At 69.8% G+C, this 17593-nt stretch carries 19 protein-coding genes; 6 read left to right on the top strand and 13 right to left on the bottom strand.

Annotated elements, in window-relative coordinates:
• Nucleotides 1–83: 83 nt before the first annotated feature.
• Nucleotides 84–764, bottom strand: a complete 681-nt coding sequence (locus GQF42_RS21175) for a response regulator transcription factor (RefSeq protein WP_030342036.1) — start codon at nt 762–764, stop codon at nt 84–86.
• Nucleotides 761–2011, bottom strand: coding sequence for a sensor histidine kinase (locus tag GQF42_RS21180; protein WP_158922202.1), 1251 nt, complete (start codon nt 2009–2011; stop codon nt 761–763). Before GQF42_RS21180 ends, GQF42_RS21175 begins: the two co-directional genes overlap by 4 nt.
• A gap of 266 nt (nt 2012–2277) precedes the next feature.
• On the opposite strand from GQF42_RS21180, the gene phoU reads away from it, so the two are divergent.
• From phoU to GQF42_RS21190, 3 genes are all read left to right on the top strand, one after another.
• The gene (gene phoU / locus GQF42_RS21185; RefSeq protein WP_158922204.1) at nt 2278–2967 is read left to right on the top strand and encodes a phosphate signaling complex protein PhoU; all 690 of its coding nucleotides are present in this window, start codon (nt 2278–2280) and stop codon (nt 2965–2967) included.
• Between the two features lie 292 nt (nt 2968–3259).
• On the top strand, nt 3260–3415 hold the full coding sequence (locus GQF42_RS44980; RefSeq protein ID WP_199272745.1) for a hypothetical protein: 156 nt from the start codon (nt 3260–3262) through the stop codon (nt 3413–3415).
• 441 nt (nt 3416–3856) lie between these two features.
• Nucleotides 3857–4066: a hypothetical protein gene (locus tag GQF42_RS21190; RefSeq protein WP_158922206.1), complete on the top strand. Its 210-nt coding sequence runs from the start codon at nt 3857–3859 to the stop codon at nt 4064–4066.
• Nucleotides 4067–4180: 114 nt separating this feature from the next.
• On the opposite strand, the gene GQF42_RS21195 is transcribed toward GQF42_RS21190, so the two are convergent.
• The gene (locus GQF42_RS21195) at nt 4181–5470 is read right to left on the bottom strand and encodes an MDR family MFS transporter (RefSeq protein WP_158922208.1); all 1290 of its coding nucleotides are present in this window, start codon (nt 5468–5470) and stop codon (nt 4181–4183) included.
• Nucleotides 5471–5660: 190 nt separating this feature from the next.
• On the opposite strand from GQF42_RS21195, the gene GQF42_RS21200 reads away from it, so the two are divergent.
• Nucleotides 5661–6422, top strand: a complete 762-nt coding sequence (locus GQF42_RS21200) for a phosphoglyceromutase (RefSeq protein WP_158922210.1) — start codon at nt 5661–5663, stop codon at nt 6420–6422.
• A 78-nt stretch (nt 6423–6500) separates the two neighbouring features.
• Here GQF42_RS21200 and GQF42_RS21205 read toward each other — a convergent pair whose 3' ends face one another.
• The 10 genes from GQF42_RS21205 to GQF42_RS21250 all read right to left on the bottom strand — a co-directional run bounded on the left by GQF42_RS21205 (nt 6501) and on the right by GQF42_RS21250 (nt 15749).
• On the bottom strand, nt 6501–7736 hold the full coding sequence (locus tag GQF42_RS21205; protein ID WP_158922212.1) for a tyrosine-type recombinase/integrase: 1236 nt from the start codon (nt 7734–7736) through the stop codon (nt 6501–6503).
• Nucleotides 7737–7826: 90 nt separating this feature from the next.
• Nucleotides 7827–8066 carry a helix-turn-helix transcriptional regulator gene (locus GQF42_RS21210; protein WP_158922214.1) on the bottom strand — a complete coding sequence of 80 codons (240 nt, stop codon included), beginning with the start codon at nt 8064–8066 and terminating at the stop codon, nt 7827–7829.
• A 481-nt stretch (nt 8067–8547) separates the two neighbouring features.
• Nucleotides 8548–10023, bottom strand: coding sequence for an ATP-binding protein (locus GQF42_RS21215; RefSeq protein ID WP_158922216.1), 1476 nt, complete (start codon nt 10021–10023; stop codon nt 8548–8550).
• 2 nt (nt 10024–10025) lie between these two features.
• Nucleotides 10026–10886 (bottom strand): bifunctional DNA primase/polymerase, encoded by an 861-nt coding sequence (locus tag GQF42_RS21220; protein WP_158922218.1) that lies wholly within the window; start codon nt 10884–10886, stop codon nt 10026–10028.
• A gap of 94 nt (nt 10887–10980) precedes the next feature.
• Nucleotides 10981–12825: a P-loop NTPase family protein gene (locus tag GQF42_RS21225; RefSeq protein ID WP_158922220.1), complete on the bottom strand. Its 1845-nt coding sequence runs from the start codon at nt 12823–12825 to the stop codon at nt 10981–10983.
• 339 nt (nt 12826–13164) lie between these two features.
• Nucleotides 13165–13527 (bottom strand): DUF6251 family protein, encoded by a 363-nt coding sequence (locus GQF42_RS21230; protein ID WP_158930398.1) that lies wholly within the window; start codon nt 13525–13527, stop codon nt 13165–13167.
• A gap of 36 nt (nt 13528–13563) precedes the next feature.
• Complete coding sequence (locus GQF42_RS21235) at nt 13564–13905, bottom strand: RRQRL motif-containing zinc-binding protein (RefSeq protein WP_158922222.1); 342 nt, start codon at nt 13903–13905, stop codon at nt 13564–13566.
• On the bottom strand, nt 13902–14915 hold the full coding sequence (locus tag GQF42_RS21240) for a DUF2637 domain-containing protein (protein WP_158922224.1): 1014 nt from the start codon (nt 14913–14915) through the stop codon (nt 13902–13904). The genes GQF42_RS21235 and GQF42_RS21240 overlap by 4 nt, the downstream gene beginning before the upstream one ends.
• Entirely contained in the window at nt 14912–15169 is a 258-nt protein-coding gene (locus GQF42_RS21245) for a DUF6284 family protein (RefSeq protein WP_158922226.1), read from the bottom strand. Before GQF42_RS21245 ends, GQF42_RS21240 begins: the two co-directional genes overlap by 4 nt.
• A 196-nt stretch (nt 15170–15365) precedes the next feature.
• The gene (locus GQF42_RS21250; RefSeq protein WP_158922228.1) at nt 15366–15749 is read right to left on the bottom strand and encodes a RapZ C-terminal domain-containing protein; all 384 of its coding nucleotides are present in this window, start codon (nt 15747–15749) and stop codon (nt 15366–15368) included.
• 411 nt (nt 15750–16160) lie between these two features.
• Between GQF42_RS21250 and GQF42_RS21255 the strand changes: the two genes are divergently transcribed.
• Together GQF42_RS21255 and GQF42_RS21260 are read left to right on the top strand one after the other, a co-directional pair.
• Complete coding sequence (locus GQF42_RS21255) at nt 16161–16919, top strand: GntR family transcriptional regulator (RefSeq protein WP_158922230.1); 759 nt, start codon at nt 16161–16163, stop codon at nt 16917–16919.
• On the top strand, nt 16916–17587 hold the full coding sequence (locus GQF42_RS21260) for an AAA family ATPase (protein WP_158922232.1): 672 nt from the start codon (nt 16916–16918) through the stop codon (nt 17585–17587). The genes GQF42_RS21255 and GQF42_RS21260 overlap by 4 nt, the downstream gene beginning before the upstream one ends.
• Nucleotides 17588–17593 lie beyond the last annotated feature (6 nt).

Raw genomic sequence — 17593 nt, forward strand, 5'->3', positions numbered from 1 at the left:
GCCACGCACGAAGGGCGGCACCCCCGCGGGGGTGCCGCCCTTCGCCGTACGGCCGGTCCGCGTGGTCCACGCGGCGGGTCGGTCTACGGCTCGAACTTGTAGCCCAGGCCGCGGACCGTCACCAGGTAGCGCGGCGCCCCCGGGTCGGGCTCGATCTTGGCGCGCAGGCGCTTGACGTGGACGTCGAGGGTCTTGGTGTCGCCCACGTAGTCGGCACCCCAGACGCGGTCGATCAGCTGCATACGGGTCAGGACGCGGCCGGCGTTGCGCAGGAGCATCTCGAGCAGGTCGAACTCCTTTAGCGGGAGGTCGACCTTGGAGCCGGCCACCGTCACCACGTGGCGGTCGACGTCCATGCGGACCGGGCCGGCCTCCAGCGCGGCCGGGGTGACCTCCTCCGGCTCACCGCGGCGGCGCAGCACGGCGCGGATGCGGGCGACCAGCTCGCGCGAGGAGAAGGGCTTGGTGACATAGTCGTCGGCTCCTATCTCCAGGCCGACGACCTTGTCGATCTCGCTGTCCTTCGCGGTCACCATGATCACGGGGACGTTGGAGCGGCCGCGCAGCTGGCGGCACACCTCCGTGCCGGGCAGACCCGGCAGCATCAGGTCGAGGAGGACGAGGTCGGCGCCGTTGCGCTCGAACTCGTCGAGTCCGTCGGGCCCTGTGGCCGCGACGGCGACCTCGAAGCCCTCCTTGCGGAGCATGTACGACAGGGCGTCGGAGAAGGACTCCTCGTCCTCGACGACGAGCACTCGGGTCACGGAAGGACCTCCGGGGCGGGAAGCGGTTCGTACGGGGATGAGTCGGTGGTGCCCGCCTCTTCGTCGAGGTCGGGGTGCTGGCCGGTGCGGTCGCGGGCCGCGGCCGCCTCCGGCAGTCTGAGGGTGAAGGTGGAGCCCTGGCCTTCGGCGCTCCAGACCGTGACCTCCCCGCCGTGCGAGGCGACCACGTGCTTGACGATCGCGAGACCCAGACCGGTGCCCCCGGTGGCCCGCGAGCGGGCCGGGTCGACGCGGTAGAAGCGCTCGAAGACGCGCTCCTTGTCCTTCTCGGAGATGCCGATGCCCTGGTCCGTGACGGCGAGTTCGATCATGTCGCCACCGGGTGCGGAGACCCGGCGGGCGGCTATGCCGACACGGGTGCGGGCCGGGGAGTAGTTCACGGCGTTCTCGACGAGGTTGCCGAGGGCGGCGGCCAGCTGGCCGCGGTTGCCCCAGACGTGCAGATCGGCCGTACCACCGGCAGCCATGGTGATCTGTTTGGTACCGGCCTGGTGGCGGCAGCGGTCGACGGCCTCGGCGACGAGTTCGTCCACGCGGACGGGCTCCGCGTCTTCGAGAGGGTCGTCGTTCTGCACGCGCGACAGGTCGATGAGTTCCTGGACCAGGTTGGTCAGCCGGGTGGCCTCGATCTGCATGCGGCCGGCGAAGCGCTGGACCGCCTCGGGATCGTCGGAGGCGTCCATGACCGCCTCGGAGAGCAGCGACAGCGCGCCGACGGGCGTCTTCAGCTCATGGCTGACGTTCGCCACGAAGTCGCGCCGTACGGCCTCGATCCGTCGGGCCTCGGTGAGGTCCTCGACCAGCAGCAGAACCAGTCGGGATCCGAGCGGGGCCACGCGCGCGGAGACGGCGAGCGCCTCGCCGCGTCCGGTGCCGCGCCGCGGCAGGTCCAGCTCGACCTGGCGTATCTCACCGTCCCTTCTGGTGTCCCGGGTCATCTGCAGCATGGGCTCGACGGCCAGCTTGCCGCCGCGCACCAGTCCGAGGGCGTAGGCGGCCGAGCTGGCCTTGACAACGGCGTCGGCCTCGTCGAGAACGACGGCCGAGGAGCGGAGCACGGACAGCACTGTGTCCACGCCCGGCGGGAGTACGGGATCGGTGTGCAAGGAAGTCCTGGTGGGTCGCTTCTGGTCGCGTTCGCTCCAGCGGAACGCCAGCATGGCGATGACACCGGTGGCTACCCCGGCGATCGCTGCCGCTGCGGCGACCGCCGCGTTCACGTCCATGCATCCAGGTTAAGCAGGGCGTACGACATGACCACAGCCGTCCGGGTGCGACCTCGAACACTCGTCGCCCAGAGTTCACCTTGGAGCCAGCATTGATTCATTTGTGGTGGCAGAAACGGACGCGTACGGGCCACACGGTGAGAGCGTGGGAACCGCACCGCCGGTTTTCGCCACCGGACCACCGGGGCGTCCGGTGTCGACCGGTTGTCGACGGGTGTCACAGCCCCGGAACCCACAAGAACACGCACGTAGGAGAGGGAACCCTGATGCGGGACGCGTACCACGAGGAACTTGACTCGATCGGCGACGGTCTGGTGGAGATGACCCGGCTGGTCGGGTCGGCGATCGGGCGCGCCACGACCGCCATCCTGGACGCCGACCTGAAGCTCGCCGAGAGCGTGATCGAGGCGGACCAGAAGGTCGACGAACTCCAGCACGACCTGGAGGCGCGCGCGATAGCCCTGCTGGCCCGGCAGCAGCCGGTGGCCACGGACCTGCGGATCGTCGTCACCTCGCTCCGTATGTCCGCCGACCTGGAGCGCTCCGGCGACCTCGCCCAGCACGTGGCGAAGCTGGCCCGGCTGCGCTTCCCCGAGCGCGCGGTCCCCCAGGACCTGCACGCCACGATCCTGGAGATGGGCCAGCTTGCGCAGCGCCTGATGGCGAAGGCGGCCGAGGTGATCATCACGAAGGACGTCGACCTCGCGATGCAGCTGGAGCAGGACGACGACGAGATGGACCAGCTGCACCGCACGCTCTTCCAGCACCTGATCGACGACCGCTGGAAGCACGGCATCGAGACGGCCGTCGACGTCACCCTCCTCGGCCGCTACTACGAGCGCTACGCCGACCACGCCGTGGCCGTCGCCAAGCGCGTGGTCTACCTGGTCACGGGCGAGCACGCGGACGAGCTGCAGGCCGACATCCAGCCGGTGACGGGGGTCGAGGGGGCCTGATCCCGGGTCTGACTCCGGGACCGGCTTCGGCCCGGCTTCGGGTCTGGTTTCGGGACCGACTTCGGCCTTCGGGTCTGGTTTCGGGCCTCATCTCCGGAACCCGGTGTCCGGATGGCCGACCCGCCGGACGGCCATGGCGCCCGCGATCTCTCCGTCCCGGCGCGAGACCTCCCACGGGGCTTGCGGTAGGCCGGGCAGGGCGCGCGGGCGCCTCCGTGCGCCGTTGATGCGCCCGGGGAAACGGGCATGAGATGGGCGAGGGCATCCCTGCCCCAGCGTTTAGGAGGGACCCATGGCCGAATCCCCCGGCACCACGCCCGACCCCACGCAGGAGCGCGAGACCGACCAGCCCGCCGAGACCAGGAGCCTTCCACTGTTCGGTGCGTGCGGCTGCGGCTCGGGCTGTGGCTGCGGGTGCCAGTCGGGCAACCCCTGCCAGTGCAACTGAAGAAACACCCGAAACACCTTGGGCCGGTGTGAACTCGCTTCACACCGGCCCTTTGTCATGCCGTACGCATCTGTGAACGGAATCTGCACAGTGTCCGCCGCACCCGCCGCACCTGTGCAGCGACGGGGTTCCGTTGGTACGGAGTTGTCCCGGTCGGCGCGGCGACGGCGAGAGCTGTGGTCCGCCGGTGTGGCAGGGTGGTGGAGAAGCTGCCCCCAACGCGTGACCGCGTCCGCACGCAGCAGTCACCGCTACGACCAACGGACCGGACCCGACGGGCGGTTGGCTGGATGCCCGGCGGGCGCCGTGGTTGGATCGCTCGCACCGCCGGGTTCGCGCCCAGGTCCCGGAAGGGACGGCGCACACCCGCGGCAGCGCCCCGCGCTCTCCCCAGCGGGTCCGTTTCCCCTGTGGCCCCTCCATGCGAAGGACAGTTTCCCCATGAACTCCGCTCACCAGGTTCAGACCGCCGAGATCTCCGACGCCGACCTCGACACCGTCTCCGCCGGCTCCAGCGTCACGCTGGGCGGCGCGCTGGGCGGCACGCTCCTCGGCGGCGCCGACGTGACCTCCCAGTTCGACGGCGCCAAGGGCGGGGCGGCGCTGGGCCTCTTCGGCCAGTTCCAGCTCAGCACCGACGCCTCTCTCTGATCGAGCGATCACCGCACCGGGCCTCCTGCCGGAAGAAGAACTCCCGGCAGGAGGCCCGCGCATGCCGCAGCACGGCCGACCCGGCTGCGTACGCCGCGCGGACGTCCCGGCCGCTCAGACCGTACCCATCTCGGCCTCGACACCTTCCGCATCCGCCGCCGGTGCGGACACCTCCTCCGGGGCGGACACCGCCGCCGGGCTCTCCTGCGACAGCCCCCGCATGAGCAGCCCGTACCCGAGCCCGGCGACCGTCCCGATCACGGCGCACGTCCCCCACAGCCACTGCGCGCCCAGCCGGTCGATGACCGCGCCGGACATCAGCGGGGCGACCAGCGCGGCGAGGGACCAGGACAGGGTGTACACGCCCTGGTAGCGCCCGCGCCCGTGTACCGGTGAGAGCCGGACGACGAGTCCGGTCTGGGTCGGCGCGTTGACGATCTCGGCCAGGGTCCACACGCAGACGGTGACCATGAAGACACCGACCGACCCGGCGAAGGCGGTGAGCCCGAAGCCGTACCCGGCGAGCAGCGAGGAGACGACCAGCAGGGTGCGCGGATCGCGGTGCTCGATGAACCGGGTGACCGGGATCTGCAGGGCCACGATCAGGATGCCGTTGACGGCGATGGCGAGGCCGTAGTCGGCGGGCGAGAACCCGGCCCGGCCCATTGCCACCGGCAGTCCGACGGAACCCTGTTGGAAGATCAGGGCGACCAGGAAGGACAGCCCGACCACCGCCATGTACCGCCCGTCGCGCAGCACCGTCCCCAGGCTGACGGCGTCGTCCGCGCCCTTGGCCGCGTCCGTGGCCGCCGGCCGGGACTCGGGCACCTTGAGGAAGACGACGAGCGCGCAGGCCAGGGTCATCCCGGCCTCGATCAGGAACCCGGCGAGATAGCTGAACTCGGCGATGAACCCGGCCGCCGTGGAGGAGACGGCGAAACCGAGGTTGATGGCCCAGTAGTTGAGCGAGAAGGCCCGCACCCGGTCCTCGGGCCGGACGATGTCGGCCATCATCGCCTGCACGGCCGGCCGGGAGGCGTTGGAGGCCATACCGACGAGGAAGGCGACGGCGGCGATGGCCGCGGGGTTCGTCATGAAGCCGAGCAGCGCGACCGAGGCGGCGGTGGCGGACTGGGCGATGAGCAGGGTGGGCCGCCGTCCTAGCCGGTCGGCCATCACCCCGCCGCCCAGCGAGGAGACGACTCCGCCGAGTCCGTGCAGCGAGGCGACGAGACCGGCGTAGGAGGCGGAGTAGCCGCGGTCGAGGGTCAGGTACAGGGCCATGAAGGTGGCCACGAAGGCACCGAGCCGGTTGACCAGCGTGCTGGTCCACAACCACCAGAACTCACGGGGGAGCCCGGAGACGGTCTCCCGGGCGGCTCGTCTGAGACGGGCGACGGACATGGCAGGAGACCCCCGTGGATGCATGGATGTACGACGCCCCGGTCGCAGGGGCGATGTAAGCGGCGCAAGCGGTAGGCACAACTTACAGAAACCGGGCTGTCGGTGGCCACTCAATTAACAGACCCCGTCAACCGTCCACCCACCGGCCGGTCCGGGCAGCGCCTCGAACGCGTGGATTACGCTCTTTCCCATGGCCGACGCACCGTACAAGCTGATCCTCCTCCGCCACGGCGAGAGCGAGTGGAACGCGAAGAACCTGTTCACCGGCTGGGTGGACGTCAACCTCAACGAGAAGGGCGAGAAGGAGGCGGTCCGCGGTGGCGAGCTACTGAAGGACGCCGGCCTCCTCCCCGACGTGGTCCACACGTCCCTGCAGAAGCGCGCGATCCGTACGGCCCAACTGGCCCTCGAGTCCGCGGACCGCCACTGGATCCCGGTCCATCGCAGCTGGCGCCTGAACGAACGCCACTACGGCGCCCTCCAGGGCAAGGACAAGGCGGCCACCCTGGCCGAGTTCGGCGAGGAGCAGTTCATGCTCTGGCGCCGCTCCTACGACACCCCGCCCCCGCCGCTGTCGGACGACTCCGAGTTCTCCCAGTTCGACGACGCGCGGTACGCCACGCTCCCGCCGGAGCTGCGCCCGAGGACGGAGTGCCTGAAGGACGTCGTCTTCCGCATGCTTCCGTACTGGTACGACGCGATCGTCCCGGACCTCCTCGACGGCCACACCGTCCTGGTCGCGGCCCACGGCAACTCGCTGCGCGCCCTCGTCAAGCACCTCGACGGCATCTCCGACGCCGACATCGCGGGCCTGAACATCCCGACCGGCATCCCGCTGTCCTACGAGCTGGACGAGAACTTCAAGCCGATCACCCCCGGCGGCACGTACCTCGACCCCGAGGCGGCCGCGGCGGCGATCGAGGCGGTCAAGAACCAGGGCAAGAAGAAGTAGGGTTTGTGATCATGCCCCTGACCTGCGCACATGGCGCAAGGCAGGGGCGTTTTCACGGCCTGGGCCCACTGTGGGCCCTCAGTGCCCCGGATCTTGTGGCCGAAGTACGCGACCGATGGCGTTCCGGGCCCGGTCCTGGCTACTGGGCATGAGGTGCGCGTACACCTTCAGCGTCAGCCCCGGGTCGGAGTGCCCGAGGTACTCACTGACGGCCTTGATGCTCTCTCCCGCGTCCAGCAGAACCGACGCGTAGAAGTGCCTCAGGGCGTGCATGCCGTGCTCTCGCGCGGCGGCATGCTCACGGCTCTTCGCCCTGGGGATGACACCCGCCTTGGCGAGCGAGGGCTTCCAGTGGTCCTCGTTCAGCGACGTACGCCAGACGTGGCCGCCATTGGGCCCGCTGAAGATGAGCCGCTTGGTCACCGGCTGGCCGGCCGCTCGCATCCACGGCAACGTGACTTCGACGGGCGGGAAGCGCTTGATGTGCTCCTGGAGGGCTTCCACCACGGGATCGGGCAGAGGCACGTCACGGAGCTTGCCGCCCTTCGGGGGCGCGAAAACGGCCTTACTCAGGCTCAGCTTGAGTTGCTGCACCACGTGCAGGGTGCCGGTCTCGAAGTCCAGCTCATCAACGGACAGCCCGAGAATCTCGCCCTGCCGCAGACCACAACCGGCGCCCACGTCGACCATGGTCCGGAAGCGTTCAACCATGGCGTCACGGACGGCAAAGACGCGTTCCGGCTGCCACGGGACGACACGACGCGTGCCCATCTCGGGGAGCGTGACCGTCCGAGAGTTGCAGGGGTTCCGGCGAAGGTAACCGTCCTCCACGGCTGCGGAGAGGACAGCGCGGACGTTGGAGAAGATCACGCGCGCGTACGCGCCGGACATGCCGGACTCTTCGAGCTGGGTCACGAACTCGCGAATATGGCTCGGCTGAAACGATCCCAGCGAGCGTGACCCGATGCGCGGGAACGCGTGCAGGCTGAGCTGAGACTGCATCGACGCGCGGGTATTCGGGTCGCCGCTCTGGCTTGCCAACCATCCTTCCGCGAACTCCTGGAAGGACGTCCGGGACGCGTTCGGATCGATGTAGTCGCCACGAGCCACGTCCGCAGCCATCTTGGCCAGCCACTGCTCAGCGAGCCGCTTCTGTCCGTCGGCGAACGACTTGCTCTTGCGCTTCCCGTCGGGCGCGAAGTAGCGCGCCCTGTAGCGCATGCCGGTTCCATACCGGGCTGTCTTGACCTTGTGCTTCTTGCCGTCGGCGTCCGTCTCGGTCTTGAACCAGCGGTCTTGGATGCTGCCTGCCATGCGGGGGCGTGGTCCCTTCTGGGCATGGGATGGGGAGGGCCACGGTGTGGCCCTCCCCGGGGAGTTGGGTGGCACAGAGTGCGGGAAGCCTCAGGCGACGTCTTCGAGGGCGGTGCGTTCGGCCTCCCACGCCTGTACGGCGGCGGGGTTGAAGCGGATGTAGCGGCCCACGCGGAAGCCGGGCGGGCCGATGCGCTTGCGGCGCCACTGGTAGACGGTCTCGACGCTCGGGAGGCTGAACATGGTGACCAGGTCTTCGGGGGTGAGGTAGCGGTCTGGGAGGCCGCCGTGCAGGAGAGCGCGCGGGTCGGTCGGCTCTTCGCTGGCCATGGCTGGTGACTCCTCATGTCCGTTGTGGGATGGGGTGAGGCGTCCTGCGGTGGGGACGAGGGCGGGGCTCGTGTGTGTCCGAGGTTCGGATTTCTGCGTCACCCGCGTCATCAGCGTCACCCGGGCTTCTGACCTGCGGTTTCGGGTGACGCAGAGCGGTGGGGGTGCGTCACCGGTGACGCAGGCCGTTCGTCGTCGGTGACGCAGATGACGCAGGGTGACGCAGCCCTAGGCCGTCTGCGTCACCCCTGTCTGCGCAGGTCACCGGCCGTTTTCTGGGCCCGGGTGACGCAGGTGACGCAGCGTTCCCCTACTTAGGAAAAAGTGGGGGCTGCCTGTGGTGGTGCGGTGCCGCTCAGGACGTGAAGAAGGAGCCGCTGCGCGGCACGACCTGAGCAGGGCGGCGCCGCCGCCGAACAGCAAGAAGAGCACGCGCGGGCAGTGGTGCTCTTCTTGCTTGTGCGGTGGTGCGGCGAGGCCGCTAGAAGGCCGGTTGCTGCTCGTGCGGGGGCGGTGGCAGCAGCCGGGTCATTTCGAGGTAGCGGCCCTCTTTAGTGCGCCCGGAGTCGATGAGGACGCCTCGGGCGGCGAGGGTGGGCTGTAGCCGCTTGAGCCGGTCGGAGAGCACCTTTCCGGTGGTCGGCCAGCCTTTGGGCAGGGGCCGGTACTCCTCGCCGGTGTAGAGGCGGGTGAGGCAGTGCAGCCACTCGGTCGAGGTCATCCGCTGGTCCGCGCCCGGTTCGAGGGTGTCGGCGTACTGGAGGACGGTCTGTGCCAACAGGTCGCCCTCGATCACGTCGTCGTTCAGGTCGTCCAGGCTGGCCCGGTAGGCGGTGAGAGCCCCCAGGCCGGTGGCTGCGTCGAGCTGCGCGCACAGGTGCGCGAAGTCGGCCATGCGCAGGTCGATGGGGGTCTCGGCCTCTGCCGCGCGGACCTTGACGGTGAGGTCGAGGAGCGAGCCGAGGACCACGGGCAGGATCTGCGCGTACTCGGTCCACAGCTCATCCTCGGTGCGCCGTACCCGGGGCCGCTCCAACCGCAGCGGCAGCAGCCGTTCGGCGAGGTCGGGGCGGATGACACCGACGTCGATACCGGTCATGAGCAGGGGGCGGCGGTAGCCGACGCGGAAGACGTCCCCGTCGGTGAACAGGGCCCGCTTGACGTTCTCGGCTCCGGTGACGATGCAGCACATCGCGTCCGACAGTTCCGGGGTCATGTGGGAGAGGTTGTCCAGGGCGGTGACCCATCCGGCCGCTACCGCCGTGATCAGGTTCTCCTCATCCTTGGGGGCGCGGCGCAGGTCCCCGCTCATGCCCTCGATGATGCGCACCAGCATCCGCCCGCCGGTGGACTTGCCCGCACCCTGCGGTCCGGTGAGGAACGGGGCGGGGACGGGCACGGACGGCCCGAGGCAGCCGATCAGCCACGCGATGGCCAGGCACTCGGTCTCCGCCGTGGCGAAGTTGCACAGGCGGAGCAGCAGGTCGATGCCTTTGCCGTTGGTGTCCTTGGCCGGCAGGGGCAGTTCCCCGGTGAGCTGGGTGCGCCGCCAGGACACCTCGCGCGGGTCCGGGACGGCGATGTCCCACCCGGTGGGGTGGATACGGACCGACTGTCCGTCGTCGCGGCCCAGGTCCAGCCACGTGGCGCCGTCGAAGCCGGGGGCCACGCGGATGTGCACGGGCTGTACGTCCTCGGTCAGCGCGAGTGCTTCGATCAAATCCAACGCCTCCTTGAGTGCGGTCCCGTTGAACACGCCGCGCCCGTCCTTGAACAGTCCGACCATGAGTTCCTGGCGGTGGCTGCCGGTGGTGCCCTGGGAGCGGATCGGGCGGGCAACGGGGTGGCCGTTGCGCTGCGCGTACACGGTGCCGTCGGCGGTGCGGAAGTAGCGGAAGTGCGCTTGGGCGTAGTCGGTGATGATCTCGCGGGCGGGGTTCTTCTCGTCCTCGGGCATGGCTACATCCCCAGTGCGGTGCGGGCGTTGGTCCACGCGTCGGTGCAGTGCCGTGGCGTTTCGCCCTTGGCCTGCGCAGCGGTGAACAGCCGGGCAACGTGGGCGTCGGTCAGGCAGCCACACCGGCCGTGCGTCGAGAGCACCGCGAGGAACGTGCGGTAGACCGTGGCGTGGATCGCGCTACGGGCCTCCGTGATGCGCTGCTCCGCCATGGCGATGCCGCGTTCGAGATAGGTGGGCGTGCGATGGCGGCACTCGCCCGTGCCGGCCGGTGCGGTCATGGTGATGGCCTGCGGTGCGGGCCGGACCGTGGCGGGCCTGCTCACGACCAGCGCGCGCACGGCATCCGGCAGGGTGGTCATGGTGCCGGTGCCGAACCCGAGCCAACGGGCGTAGGCCATCGTGGACTTGATGTCCACGCCGGGCCGTACGGCGTTGGCGGACTGCATGGCGCCCTGGTAAAGCCAGTGCTCGCCACGGGTGGTGGGTACGACCTGCGTGGCGGGCAGGGTCTCGCGGGCCAACGCGATTGCGTCGGCGTTGTCCAGGTCCACGACCGTCAGTCCCGCTCCGCCCGGGTGGTAGGCGACGGCTTCGGCGTGCAGCCATGCGCGGCGCCAGGGGTCGGAGGTGAGGATGCGCGGGTCGGTGGTCGCGGCGGCCCACGCGTGGCAGGGTCCGGGGCAGGTGCACGGCCCGGGGGTCTTCATGTTGGGTCGGCCGCCGCAGGCGTTGTTGGTGCAGCGAGGGCAGTTGCCGAACGGCACCTTCCCGGCTCGTAACGGCAGCACGGGCAGTCCAGAGGCGGCCAGGGCGAGAGCGGTCCGCAGGTGCTCTCCCCGAATGGTGGTCGGTTGGGTCATCCTGGAGGTCTCCAGTTCGCTATGGACGTGCTGGATTGGCGGCGGCCCCGGTTCTTGGTCGGATGGGGGCCGCCGTTGTTGTTCACGGGGACGGTCAGGCTGCCTGGCTGCCGGGCAGCAGCCGGCCGTCGGCGGTCCGGTGCAGGGCGCCGCTGGAGGTGAGGGTCTTGATCTCGCGGGAGACGGTTCCCTTGTTGAGGCCGGTGGCGTCGGCCACGTCCTTGGCGGTGCGGGCCCCGGACTGCACGGCGGCGAGCACCTTGTCCCGGTTGCTCACGGCTCCCGGCTGCGGGGCGGTGTTCTTGACCAGGTGCAGCGGTGTGCGCGGCGCCTGCCCGCTGGTGGACCGTGCGGGGGACCAGATGGACTTGGGCAGGTCGCGTACGCCCGCGTCGTCCAGGGTCCAGGTGCGCAGCATGCGCGGCCCGTAGCCCTTGAGGTAGCCGTGGCCCCGGTACTCGCGGCCGTCGGGGATCTGGTGCGGCGCGTAGTGCGCGCAGTCATCCAAGGCGACCTGTGCCTGAGTGGTGCCGGCCACCCGCAGCGAGAACCGCGTCAGGAGGTTCGGCGCGATCAGCTTGTGCACGCCCGGGGCGCCGCCGTCGGTGAGCGGGTACTGCGTGGCCCACCACAGGACGACACCGCGCGAGCGACCCAGCGAGGACAGCTCGATCAGCCGCTGCAAGCGGTCCTTGTCCTTGCTGATCAGAGCCAGGATCACCTGTCCCTCGTCCACGACGACGGTGAGCTGACGGCCGTCCCACACGCTGATCCCGCGCTGCTTCATGTCGTGCTTGCGGCGGGTCATCTCCGCGTGAGCCTGGTCCACCGCGTCGGTGATCTCGTCCTGTTCCACGGCGACGCGGCAGACCGCTTCCCAGATGTTGGCCTCTTCGCCCTTGCCGTCGATGAGCAGCAGGTCACCGCGCAGGTGGGCGGTGGCCATCAGCGGACGGAACGACCACGACTTGCCGGTACCCGAAGCGCCGGATACCAGCAGTCGCTCATCGAAGGGGACCAGGACCTCATCGCCGGTTTCGGTGTCCAGACCGAGGCTCATCATCAGCGGGTCGGACGGGATGCGGTCCGGGGTCCACAGCGAGGAGACGCCCGCGGCTGCCGACCGGGTCGCCAGCGTGAGGACGGCCCACCCGCCGCGCGAGGCGGACGTGATCCGGATGCGCAGCGCGGTGCGCGCACCCAGCAGTGCACGGACCGAATCGGCCTTGTCCGCGAGCGTCTTGACGGTCCACGTGCCGTCCAGGCGGATCTCACACCGGATGCCGCCCGGCTCGATCGCCGGGGGCGTGGTGACCGTCCCGGACAGCCCCCGGTCCGGCGCGTGCTCGACCCAGTACGACGGGTCGAGCCGTTCCATGAGCTGACGCTCTTCCGGCGACAGCGAGGCATCCACCGGCACGCGCAGCTTGCGCCGACCGAGCGCGAGCGCGGCCACGTTCGCCCCGATCAGCACGGCCGAGGTCGCGGTGGGCCACAGGGTCAGGTGCGCGGTGGACATGAGCGCGGACGCGACCGCGCTCGGCACCGCGTGGACCGAGTGCACCTGAACGGCGCGGGCCTTGAGCGTGGTCGGGTAGTTCACGCGCGCGGCCTTGAGCTTGGCGCGCGTGTCGCGCTCGTGCTTCAACGCTGCCTTGGCAGCGACGCGGGCCGCGCGGCGACCGGCCGCGAAGGGGTTGTTCGACGCGGCCCGCGCGGACAGTTGCTGCGACTTGGCCGTGGACAGCGTGGAGCGCGCGGCGTTGTGCTCCTTCTGCGCGGCCATGAGCGCCTTCAAGTGCTCCGGGGTGCGCAGCTTGTTGCGCCGCTCCGCCTCAAGGTCCCAGCGGGCCGCGAACGGAGCGCACACCGGAGCGAGCGAGTCCAGTGCCGTCGTGGTGGTGTTGGTGGTGGTCATCCATGCTTGCTTCCAGTCCACGAAAGGGTCCTCCGAGACCGTGGATGAGGGCCGGTGCGCCGTTGCGTGGCGTCACCGGCCCGCCCGAGTTGCAGAGATGGGGCTGTCGGTTGCGTCGACAGCACCGGTTGAACCCCTGCAACCACGTCTGACCTGCGATGTTGCAGAGTTGAGTGGTGGGAGGGGTGGGGGCCCTACGCGCACGCGCGCGTGGAGGGCCGGAAAATCGGGCCGTGCAACCCCCTCACGGGGCCCTGAACGGCCGTTCACGGCCCGGGGGGTCTCGACCTATCTGCGAGGGGGGACGAAGGCTCTACGGGCCGCCTACGGCTTCCGCCTTTTGTCGGGCGGTTGAGAGGGTCAACGTCCCTTGCGGCCAAGCCTCTTGGCGGCGGCCTTGCCGTCACTTCCGCCGACCGAGCGGACGACGGTGACCACGCCCCAGGCCATGACAGCGGCCAGAAAGGCGAGCATGGCGAGATCGGCGGCCATCGCGGTCAGCACGCCGACCAACAGCGGGCCGAAGTACACCCCGGCGGCCACCGCACCGGCCCCGACGCCGGAGCCGAGCGCGATGCGCTGCACCGTGCGGTCCGGCGGCGCGTGGTGGATGTGCTGCACCACCATCGGCGGCGCCACCTGCGCGGGCGGCATGGGGGTGAGGGTGGCGGGCCGGTCGTTGTAGACGTAGCGGCCGTCCGGGAGACGGACGACGCTGGGCATGGGCAGGTTGTCGGAGTCCACCAGGGACCTCCCAGGTCAGTTGGAGTCGGCGCAGGGCACGCACGCGCCGAGAGCGGCGGGGATGACGTATCCGGCATCGCGCCGGCAGGTGGGGCAGATGCGGCGGGCACGGTTGGCCCGGGCGAGCGCGGACCACCGGCCCGGTGTCATCGGCCGGACGGGCTTTGCGCGGTCGATGCGGTAGAGGTAGGCGACCAGCGGGCCTCGCTTGCGGCGGGGACGCTGAACTTCGGCGGCCACGTCCTGACCGCCCGGGCGCAGCCCCATCGCGCGGAGCTGTCTGCGGGTGGCCAGTCCGTCAGGGGCGAGCCGCCACCGGTACACCGGCAGCGAGCCACCCACCGGAGTGGCGGTCATCCGTGACTCGTTCCGGCGAGGTCAACGGGGACGCCGTTGACGCTCCCGCGTAGTTCGGCGTACCGGGTGGAGACCCAGCCGACCGACCAGCCGCACAGCTCCGCTGCCTGACGCACCGACAGGCCCTCGGCTTGTGCGGCGGCCACGATGGCGCGCGCGTCGTCCTCCGGGAGCTTGTCCGTGACCGGGCCGCCGGACAGCAGCGCGGCGCGTTCACGCGCGGCCCGCTGCTCCCGCTCCGCCCGTTCACGGCGCTCTCGCTCCACGCGCTCACGCCGGTCGCGTTCGGCGCGTTCGGCGGCCTCCCGTTCACGGCGTTCACGCTCCACCCGGAGCTGTTCACGCTCGCGCTCCTGGCGTTCACGCTCCTCGCGCTCGGCACGTTCCCGGGCCTGCTCGCGCTCGCGTTCCTCGCGCCGTGCGGTGGCCTCCCGCTCGGCCTGTTCACGGGCCAGGCGGGCTTCGTGCTCGCGCTGTTCACGGGCCAGCGCCGCCGTGTGCTCGCGTTCCTCGCGGGCCCGCCGCGCGGCTTCCTCGCGCCGCTCGATCGCGGCCCGCTCGCGGGCTTCCCGTTCGGCTTGCTGCTTGGCTTCCAGCTCCACCACGGCGGCGGTGATCGCGCGCCGGTAGGCAAGCCCGGTCTCGGCCGTGACGATCAGCAGCAGCGGCGCGACCGCGTGCACGGCCACGCCCACCAGGTCGTTCTTCAAGGCGGAGTCGGCGACGTTGAGGGCGAGCGTCATGCAGCCGGTCATCCACCGCAGCGCGATCGGCCACTTGCCGCCATGGCCCCCGAGCCGGGCGAGCACCGCGTCAAGGCGGACCACGATGACCACCGCCGCATCGACAACGAGGGGCAGGATGGGCGCGGTCCAGGCCCACCGATCGGGCGTGTGCGCGGCGGCGAGCGGGGTCACGGTGAGGACCGAGTAGAGCATGGCCCCGAACACGATCAGCCACGTCCCGACGCTCAGCGCCTTCTCCGCTGAACGGACTTGAACAGCGTTCATGCAGCGCCACCCCGGTGCACGTCCGTGGCCTGGTTCGCCAGCGCGGCCAGCAGCCGGCGGCGGGCCCGGCGGATACGCCGCACGTCCAGCTCCGTGGGGGTGCGGTCAAGGGTGATGATCTGCGCGTCCAACAGGTCGACGTCCGCGAGGATCGCGGGCATCTCCAGCTCGATCGCGTCCAGCTCGGCGTCCGTCGGCTCGATGAAGTCGGCGAACGCGGTAACAGCGTCCTGAACAGTGACGATGTGGTTCATTGGGTCGTGGTCTCCCTTGCAGGTGGAACGGCCCGAACAGCGGTCCCGGTGTTCGCGCACCGGGGCCGCGCGCCGTTGAGAGGGGAAGTGCCGCACGTGAGGTGTGCGACGGGCCGCGCGAGGGGCGGCCTGTGCCCCGGGCCGGATTCGATCTGGTGCCCTTCACGGCTGGATGCCGGGGCTTGTTGGGGCGGGGTTAGCGCTGGACGACGTCCTTGCCCATGTCGCGGTGCTGGACGCTCACCGTGTGCCCGGCGGCGGTCAGCCGGTCGGCGAGCGCGCGGGCGAAGGTAGGAGCGCGGTGGCGCCCGCCGGCGCAGCCGTCGGCGACCGTGACCGTTCCGGCGCTGGGGCCGGCGGCGAACGCGGCCACCGCCGTGGCGGTCGCCTCGACCAGTGCGGCGATGCCGGGCGTGCCCATCACGGCGACACGGACCGGTTCATCATCGGCGGTCATGCACCGCAGTTCCGGTGACACGTGCGGGTCACGGAAGTGGTGACGCAGGTCGATCGTGAGATGCGCCGACGGAGGCGCGTCATGCAGATAGCCGAACGAGACAATCTCGACATTCGCGGCCATGCGGACTCCAAGAGACGAAGGGTGTGGTTCCGGCTCCCCTCGGCGCTGCTCGTACGAGACGAGCAGCGGAGGCAACCGGCCGCAGTGAGCTGCGGTGGATGAGTGGTCTCTTTCGGGGACGCGGCTGCCGGATCAAGGAACAGCTCGCTAGGGCCCCGTTGTAGGCAGAGACCTGACCTTTCGGTCTGCCATCCGGACTGCCAAGGGATCGCCCCCGAAACGGCGACTGTCCGGTGCCCTCGGCCCGCTCTGTCCCGGGCCCCTTGATCTCGACGAAGCACGTCGAGACCCAGCACCCTCCGATCCGTCGAACCGACCGGCGGGCACATCCCTAAGGTTCCCTAGGGTTCCTTGTGGTGTCAAGCGGTAAGGTAGGGAACCTCAGGGAAGTGACGAAAAGGAGCAGGCGTGATGGCAGGCCAGGCCGACAACCGGGCGCCGTACGCGAAGATTGCCGCCCACTACACAGAGCTGATTACGTCTGGCCAGCTAGAGCCAGGCACCCTCTTGCCGAGCATCAAGAACCTCGCGGAAGAGTGGAAAGTGAGTACCGCGACGGCAGAAAAGGCCCTGCGCAAGCTCCGCAACGAGGGGCTTGTACGAGGGATTCACGGAATCGGGACAGAGGTCTTGGACCAGCCTGCTCCCATGTCATCGGGGTCCCAGCGTCAGGACCGGGGGCGCCGTACCGGATCTAGCTGGGGGGCAGGCGAAAGGTCCGACTCACACCAAGCGGCCGTCGTGTCCGCCCCCCCTGATGTGGCCCAAGCGCTGGACATTCAGCCCGGCTCCGAGGTGATCCGCCGAAGCCGGGTGTACCGAGACCGGCACGGCATCGTGGCTCACAGCACGTCATGGATTCCCGCCCGCTACGGGAAGTTGATCCCGCAGCTAGCCGAGTGCGAGCGACTGACCGGGGGAACCTCGCTTCAGCTCATCGCCCAGGTGACCGGCAACCCGATCAGTCACCGCGTCGACACGGCTTCAGCCCGCCTGGTGACACCGGAGTACGCGCAGCTCTTGGAGTTGGACCCCGAACAGCCGCCGACGGAACCCGTGGTCGTGATGACTGCGAAGTTCGTGGACAGCGAAGGGACCATCGTGGAATACGGCGTGGACCTCGGAGGCCCGGGCCGTACGTGGCGCACGGAGTCGGAGGTGGCCTCGTGACGGTGACGGATGACTCCCTCGCGAACGCCCCCGATGAGCGCCTAGGGTCACTGCTTGTGGCCCGCAGGGCTGACACAATCACGCTCGAAGCCGAAGCGGAGATGGCCGCCATCTCCCAGACCATGGCGAGACCGATGCCACCACGTCCACCGTTCTGCGTCCTGATGGCCGGCCTCCCCGGCTCCGGCAAGACCACCCTTTCCCGTGCCCTCACGGATCGCGGGTTCGTTCGTCTGTGCCCGGATGAAGAGATGTACCGCCGGCATGGCGTCTACGGAGTCGACTTCCCACGAGGCACGTTCCCCACCCTTGAGCGGCCCGTGCTCGAAGACGTGGCGCTTGAACTCAGGGAACAGCTCAAGTCCGGACATGACGTCGTGGTCGACCACGGCTTTTGGACCCCGGCAGATCGGGCGAAATGGCGAGCCATCGCCACCGAAGTCGGCGCCACCCCGGTACTGGTCTACCTCGCGGCCAGCCACGATGAGCTCTGGGCGAGGATCAGTAAACGCAACGAGTTCCACGCCGACGATCCGAACGCGATCTACTTCTCAGAAAGTGACCTGCAGCGGTACCGAACCCGGTTCATCCCCCCTCATGAAGACGAACCGCACCTTCTCTACGAGGGCGACACTGCGGATGTGATCGCGGCCATGGAAGCCTCCTGAACTGTC

The sequence above is a fragment of the Streptomyces broussonetiae genome (genome assembly GCF_009796285.1).
Taxonomy (GTDB): Bacteria; Actinomycetota; Actinomycetes; order Streptomycetales; family Streptomycetaceae; genus Streptomyces; species Streptomyces broussonetiae.

Coding starts and splice junctions, on each gene's coding strand:
- GQF42_RS21215 (WP_158922216.1), bottom strand. CDS start 10,023: ATGCCCGAGGACGAGAAGAACCCCGCCCGCGAGATCATCACCGACTAC.
- GQF42_RS21210 (WP_158922214.1), bottom strand. CDS start 8,066: ATGGCCAGCGAAGAGCCGACCGACCCGCGCGCTCTCCTGCACGGCGGC.
- GQF42_RS21200 (WP_158922210.1), top strand. CDS start 5,661: ATGGCCGACGCACCGTACAAGCTGATCCTCCTCCGCCACGGCGAGAGC.
- GQF42_RS21235 (WP_158922222.1), bottom strand. CDS start 13,905: ATGACCGCCACTCCGGTGGGTGGCTCGCTGCCGGTGTACCGGTGGCGG.
- GQF42_RS21180 (WP_158922202.1), bottom strand. CDS start 2,011: ATGGACGTGAACGCGGCGGTCGCCGCAGCGGCAGCGATCGCCGGGGTA.
- GQF42_RS21240 (WP_158922224.1), bottom strand. CDS start 14,915: ATGAACGCTGTTCAAGTCCGTTCAGCGGAGAAGGCGCTGAGCGTCGGG.
- GQF42_RS21255 (WP_158922230.1), top strand. CDS start 16,161: ATGGCAGGCCAGGCCGACAACCGGGCGCCGTACGCGAAGATTGCCGCC.
- phoU (WP_158922204.1), top strand. CDS start 2,278: ATGCGGGACGCGTACCACGAGGAACTTGACTCGATCGGCGACGGTCTG.
- GQF42_RS21195 (WP_158922208.1), bottom strand. CDS start 5,470: ATGTCCGTCGCCCGTCTCAGACGAGCCGCCCGGGAGACCGTCTCCGGG.
- GQF42_RS21220 (WP_158922218.1), bottom strand. CDS start 10,886: ATGACCCAACCGACCACCATTCGGGGAGAGCACCTGCGGACCGCTCTC.
- GQF42_RS21250 (WP_158922228.1), bottom strand. CDS start 15,749: ATGGCCGCGAATGTCGAGATTGTCTCGTTCGGCTATCTGCATGACGCG.
- GQF42_RS21230 (WP_158930398.1), bottom strand. CDS start 13,527: ATGCCCAGCGTCGTCCGTCTCCCGGACGGCCGCTACGTCTACAACGAC.
- GQF42_RS21190 (WP_158922206.1), top strand. CDS start 3,857: ATGAACTCCGCTCACCAGGTTCAGACCGCCGAGATCTCCGACGCCGAC.
- GQF42_RS44980 (WP_199272745.1), top strand. CDS start 3,260: ATGGCCGAATCCCCCGGCACCACGCCCGACCCCACGCAGGAGCGCGAG.
- GQF42_RS21245 (WP_158922226.1), bottom strand. CDS start 15,169: ATGAACCACATCGTCACTGTTCAGGACGCTGTTACCGCGTTCGCCGAC.
- GQF42_RS21205 (WP_158922212.1), bottom strand. CDS start 7,736: ATGGCAGGCAGCATCCAAGACCGCTGGTTCAAGACCGAGACGGACGCC.